The sequence below is a fragment of the Mucilaginibacter endophyticus genome, from assembly GCF_003351025.1.
Lineage (GTDB): Bacteria > Bacteroidota > Bacteroidia > Sphingobacteriales > Sphingobacteriaceae > Mucilaginibacter > Mucilaginibacter endophyticus.
In genome coordinates, this window is sequence record NZ_QPCG01000003.1 from 827577 (window position 1) to 842466 (window position 14890).

12 protein-coding genes are annotated in these 14890 nt (G+C 41.6%); 5 read left to right on the forward strand and 7 right to left on the reverse strand.

All coding sequences use genetic code 11. From position 1 onward, the window contains the following. Positions 1 to 9: 9 nt before the first annotated feature. A complete protein-coding gene (locus DUL71_RS16695) occupies positions 10 to 546 on the forward strand; it encodes a hypothetical protein (protein WP_114939151.1) in 537 nt (178 codons plus the stop codon). Positions 547 to 595: 49 nt separating this feature from the next. Here DUL71_RS16695 and DUL71_RS16700 read toward each other — a convergent pair whose 3' ends face one another. From DUL71_RS16700 to DUL71_RS16730, 7 genes are all read right to left on the reverse strand, one after another. Further along, positions 596 to 1405 carry an SDR family oxidoreductase gene (locus tag DUL71_RS16700; protein ID WP_114939152.1) on the reverse strand — a complete coding sequence of 270 codons (810 nt, stop codon included), beginning with the start codon at positions 1403 to 1405 and terminating at the stop codon, positions 596 to 598. A 329-nt stretch (positions 1406 to 1734) separates the two neighbouring features. Then, on the reverse strand, positions 1735 to 3054 hold the full coding sequence (locus tag DUL71_RS16705) for an MFS transporter (protein WP_244228780.1): 1320 nt from the start codon (positions 3052 to 3054) through the stop codon (positions 1735 to 1737). 224 nt (positions 3055 to 3278) lie between these two features. Next, entirely contained in the window at positions 3279 to 4658 is a 1380-nt protein-coding gene (locus DUL71_RS16710; protein ID WP_114939153.1) for a M20/M25/M40 family metallo-hydrolase, read from the reverse strand. A 116-nt stretch (positions 4659 to 4774) separates the two neighbouring features. Further along, complete coding sequence (locus DUL71_RS16715; protein WP_114939154.1) at positions 4775 to 6655, reverse strand: ABC transporter ATP-binding protein; 1881 nt, start codon at positions 6653 to 6655, stop codon at positions 4775 to 4777. Positions 6656 to 6805: 150 nt separating this feature from the next. Next, positions 6806 to 7792, reverse strand: a complete 987-nt coding sequence (locus tag DUL71_RS16720) for a glycosyltransferase family 2 protein (RefSeq protein WP_161964455.1) — start codon at positions 7790 to 7792, stop codon at positions 6806 to 6808. Further along, positions 7785 to 8798 (reverse strand): glycosyltransferase family 9 protein, encoded by a 1014-nt coding sequence (locus DUL71_RS16725; RefSeq protein ID WP_114939156.1) that lies wholly within the window; start codon positions 8796 to 8798, stop codon positions 7785 to 7787. The genes DUL71_RS16720 and DUL71_RS16725 overlap by 8 nt, the downstream gene beginning before the upstream one ends. Positions 8799 to 9138: 340 nt before the next feature. Continuing rightward, positions 9139 to 10428 (reverse strand): aminopeptidase P N-terminal domain-containing protein, encoded by a 1290-nt coding sequence (locus DUL71_RS16730; RefSeq protein ID WP_114939157.1) that lies wholly within the window; start codon positions 10426 to 10428, stop codon positions 9139 to 9141. 148 nt (positions 10429 to 10576) lie between these two features. On the opposite strand from DUL71_RS16730, the gene DUL71_RS16735 reads away from it, so the two are divergent. The 4 genes from DUL71_RS16735 (at position 10577) to recG (ending at position 14874) form a co-directional block, all read left to right on the forward strand. Next, positions 10577 to 11941 carry an OmpA family protein gene (locus tag DUL71_RS16735; protein ID WP_114939158.1) on the forward strand — a complete coding sequence of 455 codons (1365 nt, stop codon included), beginning with the start codon at positions 10577 to 10579 and terminating at the stop codon, positions 11939 to 11941. 138 nt (positions 11942 to 12079) lie between these two features. Further along, on the forward strand, positions 12080 to 12223 hold the full coding sequence (locus DUL71_RS32305; protein ID WP_162997005.1) for a DUF6728 family protein: 144 nt from the start codon (positions 12080 to 12082) through the stop codon (positions 12221 to 12223). Further along, on the forward strand, positions 12220 to 12597 hold the full coding sequence (locus DUL71_RS16740) for a RidA family protein (RefSeq protein WP_114939159.1): 378 nt from the start codon (positions 12220 to 12222) through the stop codon (positions 12595 to 12597). The genes DUL71_RS32305 and DUL71_RS16740 overlap by 4 nt, the downstream gene beginning before the upstream one ends. A gap of 117 nt (positions 12598 to 12714) precedes the next feature. Further along, positions 12715 to 14874 (forward strand): ATP-dependent DNA helicase RecG, encoded by a 2160-nt coding sequence (gene recG / locus DUL71_RS16745; protein WP_279629796.1) that lies wholly within the window; start codon positions 12715 to 12717, stop codon positions 14872 to 14874. Positions 14875 to 14890: the final 16 nt, after the last annotated feature.

Consider the following 14890-nt stretch of genomic DNA (forward strand, 5'->3'; position numbering starts at 1 on the left):
ACCTAAACCATGAACAAGATCAAATCATTCTTAAAGGTTCTTGATATAACTACCGAAAATACCTTTTTTACGATAGCCTTTTTTACAGGAATTACCCTCACTTACTTAGAAATCTGCATTTACAGATTAACCTTTATTTCGTTCGCAATCCCTTTTTTATTATGGATGTTTTCAGGAGTCATTATAACACCTTTATTTTTCAAAAGATTGCCACGGTACTTAAAAAGTAATCTTCTTGTGTTTCAGTTTCTTTTTAACATATTCACATGGGGTGGCATTGTGATCTATTTATTTATGGCTCCAAATTTTTATTGGGGCACTCCAAACCGCACTTCAATTTCTTTAAAGATAACCGACAAAGGCACGTTAGCAAAAGGTAGTTCGGGATGCGGGGAGCCTTACGTTACTGTCAAATATGAAAAGTTTGACAAGCAAATTATTTTCCCTTGCGGCACATCAACAGATGGTTTTAACACTGTTGATCTAACTCTTCGCAGAGGCTTATTCGGCTTCGAAACTATAGAAAGCAAAACTTTATCCAAATAAGAAATGCCACCCAAACCGGGCGGCATTTCTTATATCAATTAAGTAGATCTTACTTTATCCCGTAATGATCATTCATCAATTTCTCGAACAAACCACCAGGTAATATCGCTTTAAGTGTCGGTACAATGGTTTGGCCAACTTGCCCAACCAGGTAACGATGTTTAGGGCTTGATGATGCTACTATCGAAACCAGCTTTTTGGCTAACGACTCCGGACTTGGGGCAATGCTTTCGTCTTTTTCCATGGCAGCAACTGCAGCGTTGTATTCGGTTTCCAGCTTATCGTTTTTGATAGGGAATTTAACTTTCGCGCGGTTTTGGCTAAAGTCAGATTTAAAGTCGCCCGGGTTAAGCAGGGTTACTTTAACACCGGTGTTACGTAGCTCCATCCTTAAGCTTTGTGAATAACCTTCAATAGCATACTTTGAAGCGCTGTACATACCCTGGTACGGCAAACCGAATAAGCCGGCCAACGAGCTGATGTTTACGATAAGGCCTTGACCTTTTTCGATCATCGTAGGTAATACCGCAGAGCTAACACGGATCACTCCGAAAAAGTTAACCTCAAACTGTTGCTTGGCGCTTTCAACAGGCATAGCATAAGCCGGACCGGTTACGCCGTTACCGGCATTATTCACCAGTACATCAATTTTACCTTCTGCCTTAATAATAGTGTCTATTGCTGCCTTTACCGAAGCGTCGTCGGTAACATCAAGTTGAACAGGTTTAAATGATACGGATTTCATACGGTCGAGATTACGCGATGAACCGTAAACCGTATGGCCAGCCGCCTGAAGCGCATTAGCACAAGCTAAGCCAATACCAGAAGATGCTCCTGTTACTAATATTACCTTTTTCATTGTTTGTAAGGGTGAGTTGTTTTGTTTGATTGTTTATTGGTTTGTTGATGCCGTTTTCCGGCAGCGTAAAGATGTGAATTTATAATGCAGCAAAACAAGCAGATAAATTAAAATTAATGTTACCTGCATAAAAAATTCATGAGGATTGGATGGAGATCGATAACATCGGCCTGTCAGTCTGAGCCTGTCGAAGACCCGCGCGCAGAGGCCTACCCACCATGCTTCGACGAGCTCAGCATGACACCTCTTTTCAAACTGTGTCTGAATCTTCGCCCCAACGCACAGTCCCCCTCAGCTCTATCGAAATGACAGCCTGTTTAGTATTTACCCTACGCTTTTATCCCCTCTTCACCCGGCGCATGGATTTGCTGCAGGGATAGCGGGATCAGTTTTTTTGTTTTAAGGTAAGTAATGCCAACGATAAGCATGGTCATACTGCCACCAAAAATTACCGATGGAACAGTGCCCAGTAATTGAGCAGCGGTACCCGATTCAAATGCACCGATCTCATTTGATGACCCGATGAACATCTGGTTTACTGCCGATACCCTGCCACGCATATGGTCAGGAGTTAAAAGCTGCATCAGTGTACCTCGGATGATCACACTGATACTATCAAAGGCACCTTCGGTAAAAATGAATACCAGCGACAAGTAAAAATTTGTTGATAAACCGAAACATAAAATTGACAGGCCGAAACCGGTTACGGCAATAAGCAGGTTACGCCACGGCTTACCCATCGGCGAAAAACGTGTCATGACCAGCATGGTAAGTACCGCGCCCAATGATGACATGGCCCTCATGACACCCAACCCCTCTGCACCTACCTTTAATATCTCGTTGGCAAAAACCGGTAACAAAGCAACCGCGCCGCCAAAAAACACCGAAAACAAGTCGAGGCTCATGGCACCTATCATCATCTTATTACTAAATACAAAGTGAATCCCCTCCGAAAGGCTTTTCCAGATACTTTCTTTAGGAACATATTGCGCAGGGTATTTTCTGAGCATGAAAACCAGCACCAATGATACCAGCAGCAAAAACAAAATACAGCCAAAAACAGCCGTAATCCCCGTTAAACCAGGTACAATCTTATCGGCATAACCATATATCAAACCACCTGCGGCCGGGCCTAAAATAGATGCCACCTGCCAGCTGCTGCTGCTCCAGGTGCTGCCATTAGGGTATAATTCTTTAGGGATACTATTAGCGTAAATGGTAAACGTGGCAGGACCATAAAAGGCGCGGGCCACGCCGTTACAAAATATCATGCTATACATGATGGGCACTATCCAGGCTGCATGGATAATATTGCTCATGCTTTTTAGCGTAACGGTAAACATCACCAGGGATGTAAGCAACACACCGGTAAAAATCAGCAAAAGCATTTTACGCTTTTCTGATTTATCGGCAATATAGCCGCCGTACAAAGCAATACCGATAGCCGGAATAGCCTCGCACAAGCCAATATAGCCAAGCGCTATTTTACTATGAGTAATGCTGTAAATGTAAAAGCCGAGGACTACGGCTTGCATGGAATATGCAAAGGTGAAACAAAAACGCATGCCTATGTAAGATCTGAAATCTTTATAACGCAATGCTGCAAAGGAGTCTACTTTCTGGGGTTTACTATCGCCTTCTTCGGTCACTTGTATAGTTTTTTATGATGTGCCGCAAAGGTAGATATTTTTTTGAACCTTGATTAGCAGGATTAAAGGATGAACTTGAGATGAAGACCGTCTGAACTTGAATTTGGGGGAATTAAGTAATGAACAGAAAACTAATCAGATTCAATAAATTCTTTAATTCGTTTAATTCGAGTTCAGACAACATCATGGTCATCCTCTAATCCTAATAATCATGGTTCAGGTGTTTACAATCCGTGCTGATCTATCAAATAAATTAACGCTGCCATACCAGCTGCGCCAAGTTCAAGCTCACGTTTATTTACGTTTTCAAAAACATCTTTGGCGGTATGGTGCAGGTCAAAATAACGTTGCGAATCCGGGCGGAAACCAATTAGCACTACGCCTGGCAAAGTTTCCTTCATTGGCTCAATATCAGTACCGGCACCACCGATGGTTAATTTGTCAACATCATAAGGTTCCAGAATTGATTTGAAATTATCGTTCACCTTTTTGATAAAATCTTTCGATACATCGGCAAAACTGAAACCGCGGGGAGTAAAACCACCTTCGTCGGTTTCAATAGCCGCGATATGCTGCTCCTTGTTTTGGGCAGCCAGCTCGGCGTATTTGGAGCCGCCTTTATGGCCGTTCTCCTCATTCATGAAAAGTACAGCGCGTACTGAGTTTTTAGGTTTATAGCCTACGGTTTTAAAAATACGCAATACTTCAACCGACTGCATTACACCGGTACCATCGTCATAGGCGCCTTCGGCCAAATCCCAAGAATCCAGGTGACCGCCAACAGTAATAAACTTGTTAGGGTTTTCGGAGCCGGTTATTTCGCCGATAACGTTATATGATTTCACATCGGGCAATAACTCACAGTTTTGTTTAAAGTAAAATTTTGCCGCAGGGAATTTTCTCAGTTTAAGCATAGCACTCAATTTATTTGCCGCCTTAGTTGAGATAGCTGCCGCCGGAATTATTTTACTTCCCGGGGTAGCAAGTGTAGCGCCGGTATGCGGGTAATCGTCAATAATTTCGGTAAGGGAACGTACAATTACGCCAGCTGCGCCAAGTTTGGCTGCAACGGCAGGCCCCATAAAGCGTTGATCTCCTGCTGTACCGTATGCCATACCAGTTTCAATAAAACGAGGATCAAAAGCACGGTTAAAGAAAACTATTTTTCCCTTTACCACATTTTCGCCAAGGGCTTCAAGCTCCTTGATACTTTTAACTTCTATAACATTGGCAGTGATACCTGCTTTTGGTGTAGCAATGCTCATCCCCAAAGCAACAATTGGAACCGGGATGCGGGTTTTACCGTCAATAATTGCGGCCTCCTCTTTTGCTCCGCGTACCCAGTGTGGTACCATTACTTCCTGCAGGTAAACTTTGTCAAAACCGTAGCTATCCATCAGTTTTTTACTCCAGTCAACAGCTTTTTGCGCATTGTCCGAACCACTTATACGCTGGCCAATATTTTTACACAGGTAATGCAGGTTTTCATAACACTGGCCATTAACCAGTGCCTCATCATACATTTTACGAATAGCTAATGAATCCTGTGCTTTTACTTGTGCGCACAGTAACACGGCAGAAAATAGAAAGGAAAATTTCTTCATATAAATAGCGGGATCAGTTTCAACAAATATATTATTTGAGCGCTAAAGGACGAACCTGTAATAAAAGAAATTGACCGCCATAAAAAGTGCGCTTACCTCACTTGCAAACTACCAATCTACTCCGCGCTGTTAAAAGCCTGCATATCTATCAGCTTTTTGTAGAGGCCATTGTTTTGTAACAGCTCCAGGTGCGAACCGCGTTCAACAACCCTGCCGTTTTCAAGTACGATAATGGTATCGGCGTTTTGGATTGTGCTTAAGCGGTGAGCTATAATAAGTGAAGTGCGGTTCTTCATCAGGTTATTCAGAGCTTCCTGTACCAGTTTTTCAGATTCGGTATCCAGTGCCGAAGTCGCCTCATCCAAAAGCATAATCGGCGGATTGTTGAGTACAGCGCGGGCAATACAGATCCGTTGACGCTGCCCCCCGGATAATTTGGTACCACGGTCACCGGTGTTAGTTTGGTAACCGTTTGGCGTTTCCATAATAAAATTATGGGCGTTGGCTATCCGCGCGGCGGCTTCAACCTCCTGCTGCGTTACTCCAGTTTTGCCAAAGGCTATATTATTAAAAATGGTATCGTTAAACAATATCGACTCCTGGTTAACTACCCCCATTAATGACCTTAATGAATTGGCAGTAACACTCTTGATGTCATGACCGTCGATAGAAATAATACCCGATTGCGGTTCGATAAAACGTGGTAGCAAGTCCATCATGGTTGATTTACCTCCGCCCGACGGGCCAACCAGTGCTACCGTTTTTCCCTTAGGTATTTCAAGGTTTAAATCATGCAACACGTATTTTTCTATCGAAGCCAGCGGCTTGTCATTTTGATCATCCTCTTTTACATCGGGCTTAATGGTATAAGCAAATGATACATTTTCAAATTTGATCTTATCTTCAAAAGCTGAAAGCTCGATGGCGTTAGGTTGATCTACAATTTGTGGTTTCTCATCAATTAAGCTTAACACGCGTTCACCTGCGGCAATGCCCGAGTGAATATTACTAAATGAATCAGAAATGGCCTTAGCAGGGCGCATCACTTGTGAAAACAAGGCGATGTAACCCACAAAACCTGCCGCCGTGAGTGAGCTTTGATGGCTTATGATTAATGAGCCTCCATATAAAACAATACAGGACACCATCAAAACCCCCATAAATTCAGATACAGGCGAGGCCAACTGCTGACGCCTGGCCATACTTTTGGTTATTTGTGAATAATTTACGTTTTCATCGTTAAAGCGTTTCTTGATAAAATCCGTTGCATTAAATGCTTTTATTATTTTAACCCCGGATAATGCCTCATCAAGATAGCTGATCATATTGCTATATGTTTTTTGTGAAGCTATGGCCTGTTCCTTTAATTTTTTAACTATTCGCGATATAACAAAGGCCGAAACGGGGATCACAAGCATGGAGAATAACGTAAGTTGATACGAAATCCAGAATAAGCTTGCCAGGTAGGCTATCAGTTGCAGCGGCTCTTTAAATATTACCTGTAAAGTTCCTGTAACCGAAAACTGTACAACCTGTACATCGGCAGATATCTTGGCTATGATGTCGCCCTTACGTTCGTTACTAAAATAGCCTGTATGCAGATCCATCACATTGTTAAACACCGTTTTGCGCAAGTTTAATAACGTATAAATACGCAGGTTTTCCATTATCCTTTGCGACAGATACCTGAATATGTTGCTTAGTAAAACTGAGGCAACAATAATTAAGCATACAAACTTTAGCGCGCCGGTTTGTCCGTAAGTATGGTTAGCCAGTGCAGCATAATAGTCAAAGTTTGCAGACAGGTCTACCCAGTGGGCTGGTTTAACAAGTGCTTTATTATGCGATTTTTCGTCAAAAAGAGTTGAAAGAAGTGGCGCGAGCAAAGCAAGGTTTAATGTGCTGAATATTACTGTGAATATAGTACAAATGGCGTAAGGAAATGCGAATTTGCCAATTGGGCGGGCAAACGACAAAAGCCTGAAATAAATCTTCATTAAATAATTTTAAAAGTACAAAGCTAACAGTATTTAATAAATAATGTGAATAGCCACCAGCTTGTGACATTGCAACCAACTACGTTAGCATCCGTTATCTAACGAAACAATAGACGGTAATACTATTTTTTACCGGTGATTTATTTGCAATCAAGAGGCAAGCACCCGATCGATAGCTGTACGAATATTCTCTTTAACCACAACGTAAGGTACATATTTGCCCTTACCTATGGCGTTTTGTTTAAATGCCTGTTTATAAACTTTCATTGCAGGCAGCTTTTTTAAGTACTGGCGATAGGCATCAAAGTAATAAAACTTACCACTTATCCATTTTACCGATAGCGACAGGAAAGTAATTAACGACCATAAGTACAGCCTGATGCCATTCAGGTGAAAAAAATGAAGTAACAGCCTGTTCCGGGTGCTTATAGTTTTGATCTTCTTTTTTGAACTGTGCGATTTTATAGTTGCAGAAACCGCATGGAAGCAAACAGCATTATGCTCATAATAACATTGCCAACCATTTTCCCAGGCCCTCAACGACAGGTCAAGATCTTCATGGTAAAACGGCGAAAATATTTCATTAAAGCCGCCAAGCTCGTTCAGCTTTTCCCGGTTAACCAATGCGTTGGCACCGCTTAAATAAAAAGAGTACACCGGGCTATCAGTGTTAACAGGTATGTTTTTGAAATGATTGATCTTAAACCAGGAAGGCAACGGATACTTGCATGATTCTGCAACATCGCCGGTACCTTCATCAATGATTTTGCCCATTACACCAAAGGTGCCGGGGTTGTCAAAATATTTTAATTGCGTATCAAAGTAATGTTCATCAAGTTTAATATCGCTGTTAAGCAACAGCACCAGTTCAAGTTTTGCAGAGGCTATACCTTTATTAATATTGATTGAAAAACCGCTGTTTTCCCGGTTTTCGATAAGGATGACATCCGGATAGTTGGTTCTGACAAACGAAACACTCTCATCTGTAGATGCATCGTCGCTTATTATAACCTCATAAGGGAGCCCGCTGTTTTTTAAGGCCTGGTAAACAGAAGGAAGGTTTTTGCTTAATAGTTTAATACCATTATAATTAGGTATTACAACCGATATTCCTCCATTAATATTGGTATTATCCATTAATAATGAATTTATTATTATACCATACATTAATTTTTTCGCTTACCATATCTGTAGTTATGCCGTTAAGATCAATAGTTTGGCTTTCAAGGTAGCTTGCTTTTTTTCCCAGCGGGGCCCAGCGCTCTGGGTGGATTGGCCGTACAGACGGGAACAATCCAAGCGTGTTTATACCAGATGCCGCCGCCACATGTAATGGGCCGGTGCCCGAAGCTAAAAGCCCGTCGGCGGTTGCAATAAAAGCAATCAGCTCGTCAAGCGACATTTTACCCGTCATATCTATAACAGTTTCGGGAAGGCTTTTTATCCAGTCGGCCAGTAATTGTTTCTCCTTGTCTGATCCGGTGATGATGATATTAAACTTATCAGCAGGCAAACCGGTGATTAGCTTGCCGTAATTCTCAAGCCCCCATTCCATCCCACTACCGTGCGATTTTGGATGGACAATCAGGTTGAATTTATTTTGATTAAACACTTTGCTAAGCGCTTGCGGCAATACTGTCTTGCTTTCGAACTCATTATGTTCAATTACCGCTGCAAGCGGTTGCACATCTTTCAAACCAAAAGGCTGCAGCAAAATGAGGTTAAGCTGAGCTTCGTGCAGGTTGGATTTTTTGCGGCTTAGCTTTACCAGCTTATCACAGGTATACCAGTGAAAAACGCGGTTTGTTGTTCCTATACGTAATTTAATGCCTGCCTGCCTGCATAAGCTGGCTACATGTTTATTTGGAAAAACATGGATTACCGCATCAATGTTTTTTTCCTTTAAGTAGCTAACCTGCTCATTAGGCTGTAACTTTTTAAGGTCGTCGTAATTAATGAAATGATTAACAGCGGTGCAACTGTTTATTATAGGTTTGGTGTACGTACGACCCAAAAATGATACGGTAGTGCCCGGCAAAAGCTCTTTAATATATGCTGCCATTGGCAGGGTAAGTACAACATCGCCAATAGCATCAACTCTGCTTATTAAAACATGTTTAATTGTAGTGTGATCAATTTGCATTACCGCTTCAGTTACATTTTGCGTAAAACTGCAATAATAACGATATATTAACTCATGTATTGATAAATTTTATGGATTGTTTTTAAGGCGACCATTCCACGATATATTAAATCAGGATTGATAGAAATAATGGCTGACCGAAAAAGCATACAACGCGATGAACACGAAATGACGGAAACAGGCATAAAAAAAGCTTCAGCCTGATATAGCTGAAGCTTAAGATAAATTTAATCTTGATCTGTATAGTTTTGTGGATACTTATTGTATAGTATTTGTTTAGCTTAATGTAAACAAAAGATAACCCCTCGCAGATTTGTTTATATTTTTTTAACAACAAACATTAACTATTCATGATTTCTTCAATATGATCTGCCTCAACGGGGATGTCTCCCATTAAGTCGGTATTGCCGCTGGCGGTTATAAGGATATTGTTCTCGAGGCGGATACCTAATCCCTCTTCAGCAATATAAATTCCGGGTTCGCAGGTTAATATGTTGCCAACTTCAAAAGGTTTATATCGGCTTGCATAATCATGTACATCAAGCCCAAGATGGTGCGATGTACCATGCATAAAATACTTTTTATATAGCGGTGCGTTTTTGTCCTGCTTTTCAACATCGTGGCGGTCAAGCAAACCAAGGCCAATGAGTTCGCTGGTCATGATTTTACCAACCTCGTCCTGATATTCATTCCATACTGTACCTGCTACAATAAGCTTCGTGGCTTCACGCATTACATTTAAAACGGCATTGTAAACCTTGCGCTGGCGTGGGTTAAAGCGGCCGTTAACAGGTATTGAACGGGTCATATCGGCGTTGTAATTACCGTATTCGGCACCGAAATCAAGCAGTATTACATCACTATCCTTACATACCTGATTATTATCGTTATAGTGCAATACAATTGCGTTGGGCCCTGATGCAATAATGGGATTATAGGCATGCCCGGTAGCCCGCTGACGAATAAATTCATGAATAATTTCCGCCTCTATTTCATACTCGGTAACACCAGGCTTAGTGTATTTTAAAACTCGTACAAAAGCATCACGGGTTATGTTGCAGGCCTTTTGAGTAAGCTCAATTTCGATGTCGGATTTGATAACTCTCAGGTCGCGTAAAATTGGCGCCGAGCGGGTGTAGTTATGAAGCGGATACTTTAATTTAAGTGCTTCGTACATACGATAATCACGGTAAGGCACGGTGTGCGCGTACCTGTCATTTTCGTTAGTATTAATGTATATATTTTCGGCATAGTTAATAATGCTATGCAGTATTGTATCATACTCCTGCAGCCAAAAAATGCTCTCTATCCCTGATGCTTCACGAGCTTCTTCTTTGGTGTACTTGTGGCCTTCCCAAATAGCAATGTGTTCGTTGGTTTGTCTTAAAAAAAGTACTTCCCTGTATGCTTTATTAGGACAATCCGGGTATAAAACCAGGATACTCTGCTCCTGATCGATGCCTGTTAAATAAAAAAAGTCGGGATTCTGCTTGAACATAAATGCCTGATCGCCACTACGCGGAAATTCGTCATTGGCATGAAAAATAGCGATGGAGTTGGATTTTGTTCGCGAGACGAAATTTTTTCTATTATTCGTAAATAAGCTATTCTTTATCGGCAGATATTTCATATTTATCGGTTGAATATTTTATTAAATCATTTTTTTTTAGTTATTTGTGTAACTATTACAATTTTTGGAACAATGTTTGGTCATGGATTCAAACATAATTACTAAATTTGAAAAAAATCACAATTAAAATCGTTTAATCTTAAAAACTATGAATTATTCTACATTAAAGAAAACAGTCGCATTGTCATTTGCTTCTTTGATGGTTGCGGGTTTGGCTAACGCCCAGTCCGATTCAACCAAAACAACGGCAACTACAACGTCATCTGAAACCACAACAGCCAAGGTATTTGGTGGTTTGGGTCAGTACAGGAAATTTAGCATCGGTATAAACGGTGGCGCAACTTCACAGTCACTGGCAACCGGTGGTTCAACCGATTTCCAAAACAAAAAAATCAGCCTTGGTTACGGTATCTCATTTAAAGAGCAATTAGCACACTCATTTGCTTTACAATTAGATCTGAACGGTGGTAAAATTAAAGGTGAAAACCCAGTTTCAGCTGCTGGTACTTACCGCGATACTTATGTTAGCTACGATACCAAATTTTGGCAAGCAAGCTTAAGCGCGGTTGTTAACGTTGCTACTATCGATTTCATCCGTCGTAAAAACGCTGTTAACTTCTACTTCAAAGCAGGTGGTGGCTTAGCTTTCTATGATCCAACAATCACTCGTAATGACGGTACTTCTACTTTCACTGGTCACTTTAAAAACAACGGTACCGATGGTACTCACTACGTGAAAGAATTAGTTATCCCTGTAGGTGCAGGTGTTAAATTCAGATTGAGCGATGTTGTTGCTTTAGATTTGGGTTATACTCAAAACTATGTTGATGGTGACAACTTAGACGGTTTCAAAAGGGCTTACCCTACTAAAGACCACTACTCATACGCTTACGCTGGTTTAGACTTCACTTTAGGTTCGAAATCAAAACCAGTATTAGAGTGGGTTAACCCGGTAGCTATGATGTATGACGAACTGTATGATGCAGCTTTACGTCAGGAAGTTGAAGCTCTAAAAGGCCGTGTTGCTAACGTTGAAACTGCTGTTAATGACCTGAAAAAAGATTCTGACGGTGACGGTGTTGCTGATCAGTTTGACAAATGTCCAGGTACTGCTGCAGGTAGCGTAGTTGATGGTTCTGGTTGCGTTATCGTATTCCCTAAAGATACTGTTGCTGCTCCGGTTGCTACTGCTTACTCAAACATCCAGTTTGAATTTGATAGCTCAGTATTACGTACTTCATCTTACCCAGTGTTAGATGCTACTTCAGCTGACTTACGTTCATCTGGTGCTGCTGTTGAAGTTGATGGTTTCGCTTCATCTGAAGGTACTGCTGCTCACAACTTGTCATTATCTAAAGACCGTGCTAACTCAGTAAAAACTTACTTAGTTAACTCTGGTGTTGATGCTAAGAAAGTGAAAGTAAAAGGTTACGGTGAAACTAACCCAATTGCTGACAACTCAACTGAAGAAGGTCGCGTACTTAACCGTCGTGTTCAATTCAAAAAGAAATAATATCTGATTAAAATATTATTTGCGAAGGCTCCGGATAACCCGGAGCCTTCTTTGTTTTACATAGTTTTTTGCCTAATAGTTATACCTTATATAATAGGTACAGGTTTACAGCGGTAAAATTTTACGTAAGTTTGTGTAATGTATTTCTTCAGGAAAAAAGATCCGAACCGTCCCGACAATTTCAATTTGCGGGTGATGCATTTTATAAATGCACTGGCTATTATTATGTTCCTGGCCGGGATCATCTGGAAACTGGTACAGGTATTTATACTAAAAAAATGAAAACAATCATCAATACCAACAATGCACCTGCCCCTATCGGGCCATATAGCCAGGCTACTTTAGCCGGTGGTTTTTTATTCGTTTCGGGCCAGATCCCTATCGATCCTTTGAGCGGCGAGCTTATCAGCAGTGACATCAAGGCCGAAGCAACACAGGTAATGGAAAACATTGAAGCCATTTTAACCGAAGCAGGTTTAGGCTTCGATAACATTGTAAAAACCAGCATTTTCTTAACCGATCTGCAAAACTTTGTACAGGTTAATGAAGTATACGGCACCTATTTTACTGCCGATTTCCCGGCCCGCGAAACTATCCAGGTATCTGCTTTACCTAAAGGCGTAAATGTTGAGATCTCGGTTATCGCGGTTAAATAATACTTTGATTTCGGAATTCGGATTTTCGATTTCGGATATTGCCTGAACCGGAATTAAGAGAATTTATTGAATGAGCAGCATGCTCACCAAATTCAATAAATTCTCTTAATTCGTTTAATTCGAGTTCAGACAACATTTTCTAATTCAGTAAATTCTGATTCAGACAACTACCAATCAATGAATCCTTTTCAAACGCCACTTGTTTATTTAAAAGGTGTAGGCCAGTCAAGGGCCGAAGTTTTGAAAAAGGAACTTGAGCTGCACACGTTTGAAGATTTGCTGCGGCATTTCCCGTTCAGGTATATTGACCGCACCCGGTTTTATAAGGTAAGGGAGATTAGGGAGGAGTTACCTTATGTGCAGGTACTGGCCCGGATAGTGAGTAAAGAAGTTGTGGGCGAAAAACAAAGCCGCCGCCTGGTAGTAAAGGCTAAAGACGATACTGGCATTATAGAACTTGTATGGTTTAAGGGCATTAACTGGATTGAGAAAACCATTATTCCCGGCAAGGTTTATATACTGTTTGGCAAGCCGGGATTTTTTAATATGATGCCCCAAATGGCGCATCCCGAAATGGAATTATATGTGCCGGGGGCCCAGAAACAAGGCAATCTTTCTTTACAACCCGTATACAATTCAACAGAAAAGCTCAAGCAATTTTCGCTGGATACCAAAGGTATCCAGAAGTTAACCGCCTCATTGCTTGACCAGCACGCTAAAGATATTCGGGAGAACCTGCCTTTATATATCATAAACCAGTTTAAGCTACTCAACCGGGCCGATGCTTACCGTAACATCCATTTTCCGGGTGATGCTACTTTGCTTAACGAAGCCTTGATCCGTTTGAAGTTTGAAGAGTTGTTTTTCCTTCAGCTCAAATTACTCAAGAATAAGCTATTGCATACCCAAAAGTTTAAGGGAAATGTGTTTGATAAGGTTGGGCATTATTTTAATGAGTTTTACCACAACAAACTACCTTTCACGCTGACTGATCCGCAAAAGAGGGTATTGAAAGAGATACGGCAGGATACCCAGCGCGGTATACAAATGAACCGCCTTTTACAGGGCGACGTAGGCAGCGGTAAAACCGTAGTAGCGTTGATGAGCATGCTGATTGCTATTGATAATGGTTTCCAAACCTGTATCATGGCACCCACCGAGATCCTGGCCACTCAGCATTATCAAACCATTAAAAGCTTGGTTGGCGACGATTTTATTGAAGTGGCATTGCTAACCGGTTCTACCAAACAAAAAGACCGCAAAGTACTGCATCAAAAACTTGAAGACGGCGATCTGAAAATACTGGTTGGTACACATGCGCTTATTGAGGATAAAGTGCAGTTTAAAAACCTTGGCTTTGTGGTAATTGATGAGCAGCACCGTTTTGGCGTTGAACAGCGCTCAAAGCTTTGGCGTAAAAATATCATCCCCCCACACATCCTGGTAATGACGGCCACTCCTATCCCGCGCACGCTGGCCATGACGCTGTATGGCGATCTGGATGTTTCGGTAATTGACCAGTTACCGGCTGGGCGTAAGCCAATTAAAACCGTCCATTTTTTTGAAAACCAGCGGCTACGCATGTTTGGTTTTATGAAACAGGAGATAGCGTTGGGCAGGCAGATCTACGTGGTATATCCGCTGATACAGGAAAGTGAAAAACTCGATCTGAAAAACCTGGAGGATGGCATCGAAGCTATGTCACGCGAGTTCCCGTTGCCCAACTACCGATTGAGTATTGTTCACGGCAAAATGAAGCCTGCCGATAAAGATTTTGAAATGCAGCGTTTTATTAAGCACGAAACGCAGATCATGGTGGCCACCACCGTTATTGAGGTAGGCGTGAATGTGCCTAATGCCTCGGTGATGATCATTGAAAATGCCGAACGTTTTGGCCTGTCGCAACTACACCAGTTAAGGGGCCGGGTTGGGCGTGGCGCAGAACAATCCTATTGTATTTTGATGAGCAGCCACAAACTGAGTAACGACGGCAAGATCAGGCTGGATACGATGGTAAAAACCAACAACGGTTTCGAGATTTCGGAGATTGACTTGCAATTGCGTGGCCCCGGCAATATTGAAGGCACCCAACAAAGTGGCGTAGTTGATTTAAAGCTGGCCAACCTGGCCACCGACCAGGAACTGCTTTTTAAAGTACGCAAATGTGTTGAAGCTATATTTGAGAAAGACCCACAGCTGGCACATCCCGAAAACCAGGTATTGCACCACGCCTTTGAAGTAAAAAACGCCGGATTAAGTTGGGATAAGATATCATAAGGCGATTAGCAAGCTC

Excerpts from the sequence above, each read along its gene's own strand:
- DUL71_RS16695 (WP_114939151.1), top strand. The coding sequence starts at position 10 with ATGAACAAGATCAAATCATTCTTAAAGGTTCTTGATATAACTACCGAA.
- DUL71_RS16700 (WP_114939152.1), bottom strand. The coding sequence starts at position 1,405 with ATGAAAAAGGTAATATTAGTAACAGGAGCATCTTCTGGTATTGGCTTA.
- DUL71_RS16710 (WP_114939153.1), bottom strand. The coding sequence starts at position 4,658 with ATGAAGAAATTTTCCTTTCTATTTTCTGCCGTGTTACTGTGCGCACAA.
- DUL71_RS16715 (WP_114939154.1), bottom strand. The coding sequence starts at position 6,655 with ATGAAGATTTATTTCAGGCTTTTGTCGTTTGCCCGCCCAATTGGCAAA.
- DUL71_RS16720 (WP_161964455.1), bottom strand. The coding sequence starts at position 7,792 with ATGGATAATACCAATATTAATGGAGGAATATCGGTTGTAATACCTAAT.
- DUL71_RS16725 (WP_114939156.1), bottom strand. The coding sequence starts at position 8,798 with ATGCAAATTGATCACACTACAATTAAACATGTTTTAATAAGCAGAGTT.
- DUL71_RS16730 (WP_114939157.1), bottom strand. The coding sequence starts at position 10,428 with ATGAAATATCTGCCGATAAAGAATAGCTTATTTACGAATAATAGAAAA.
- DUL71_RS16735 (WP_114939158.1), top strand. The coding sequence starts at position 10,577 with ATGAATTATTCTACATTAAAGAAAACAGTCGCATTGTCATTTGCTTCT.
- DUL71_RS32305 (WP_162997005.1), top strand. The coding sequence starts at position 12,080 with ATGTATTTCTTCAGGAAAAAAGATCCGAACCGTCCCGACAATTTCAAT.
- DUL71_RS16740 (WP_114939159.1), top strand. The coding sequence starts at position 12,220 with ATGAAAACAATCATCAATACCAACAATGCACCTGCCCCTATCGGGCCA.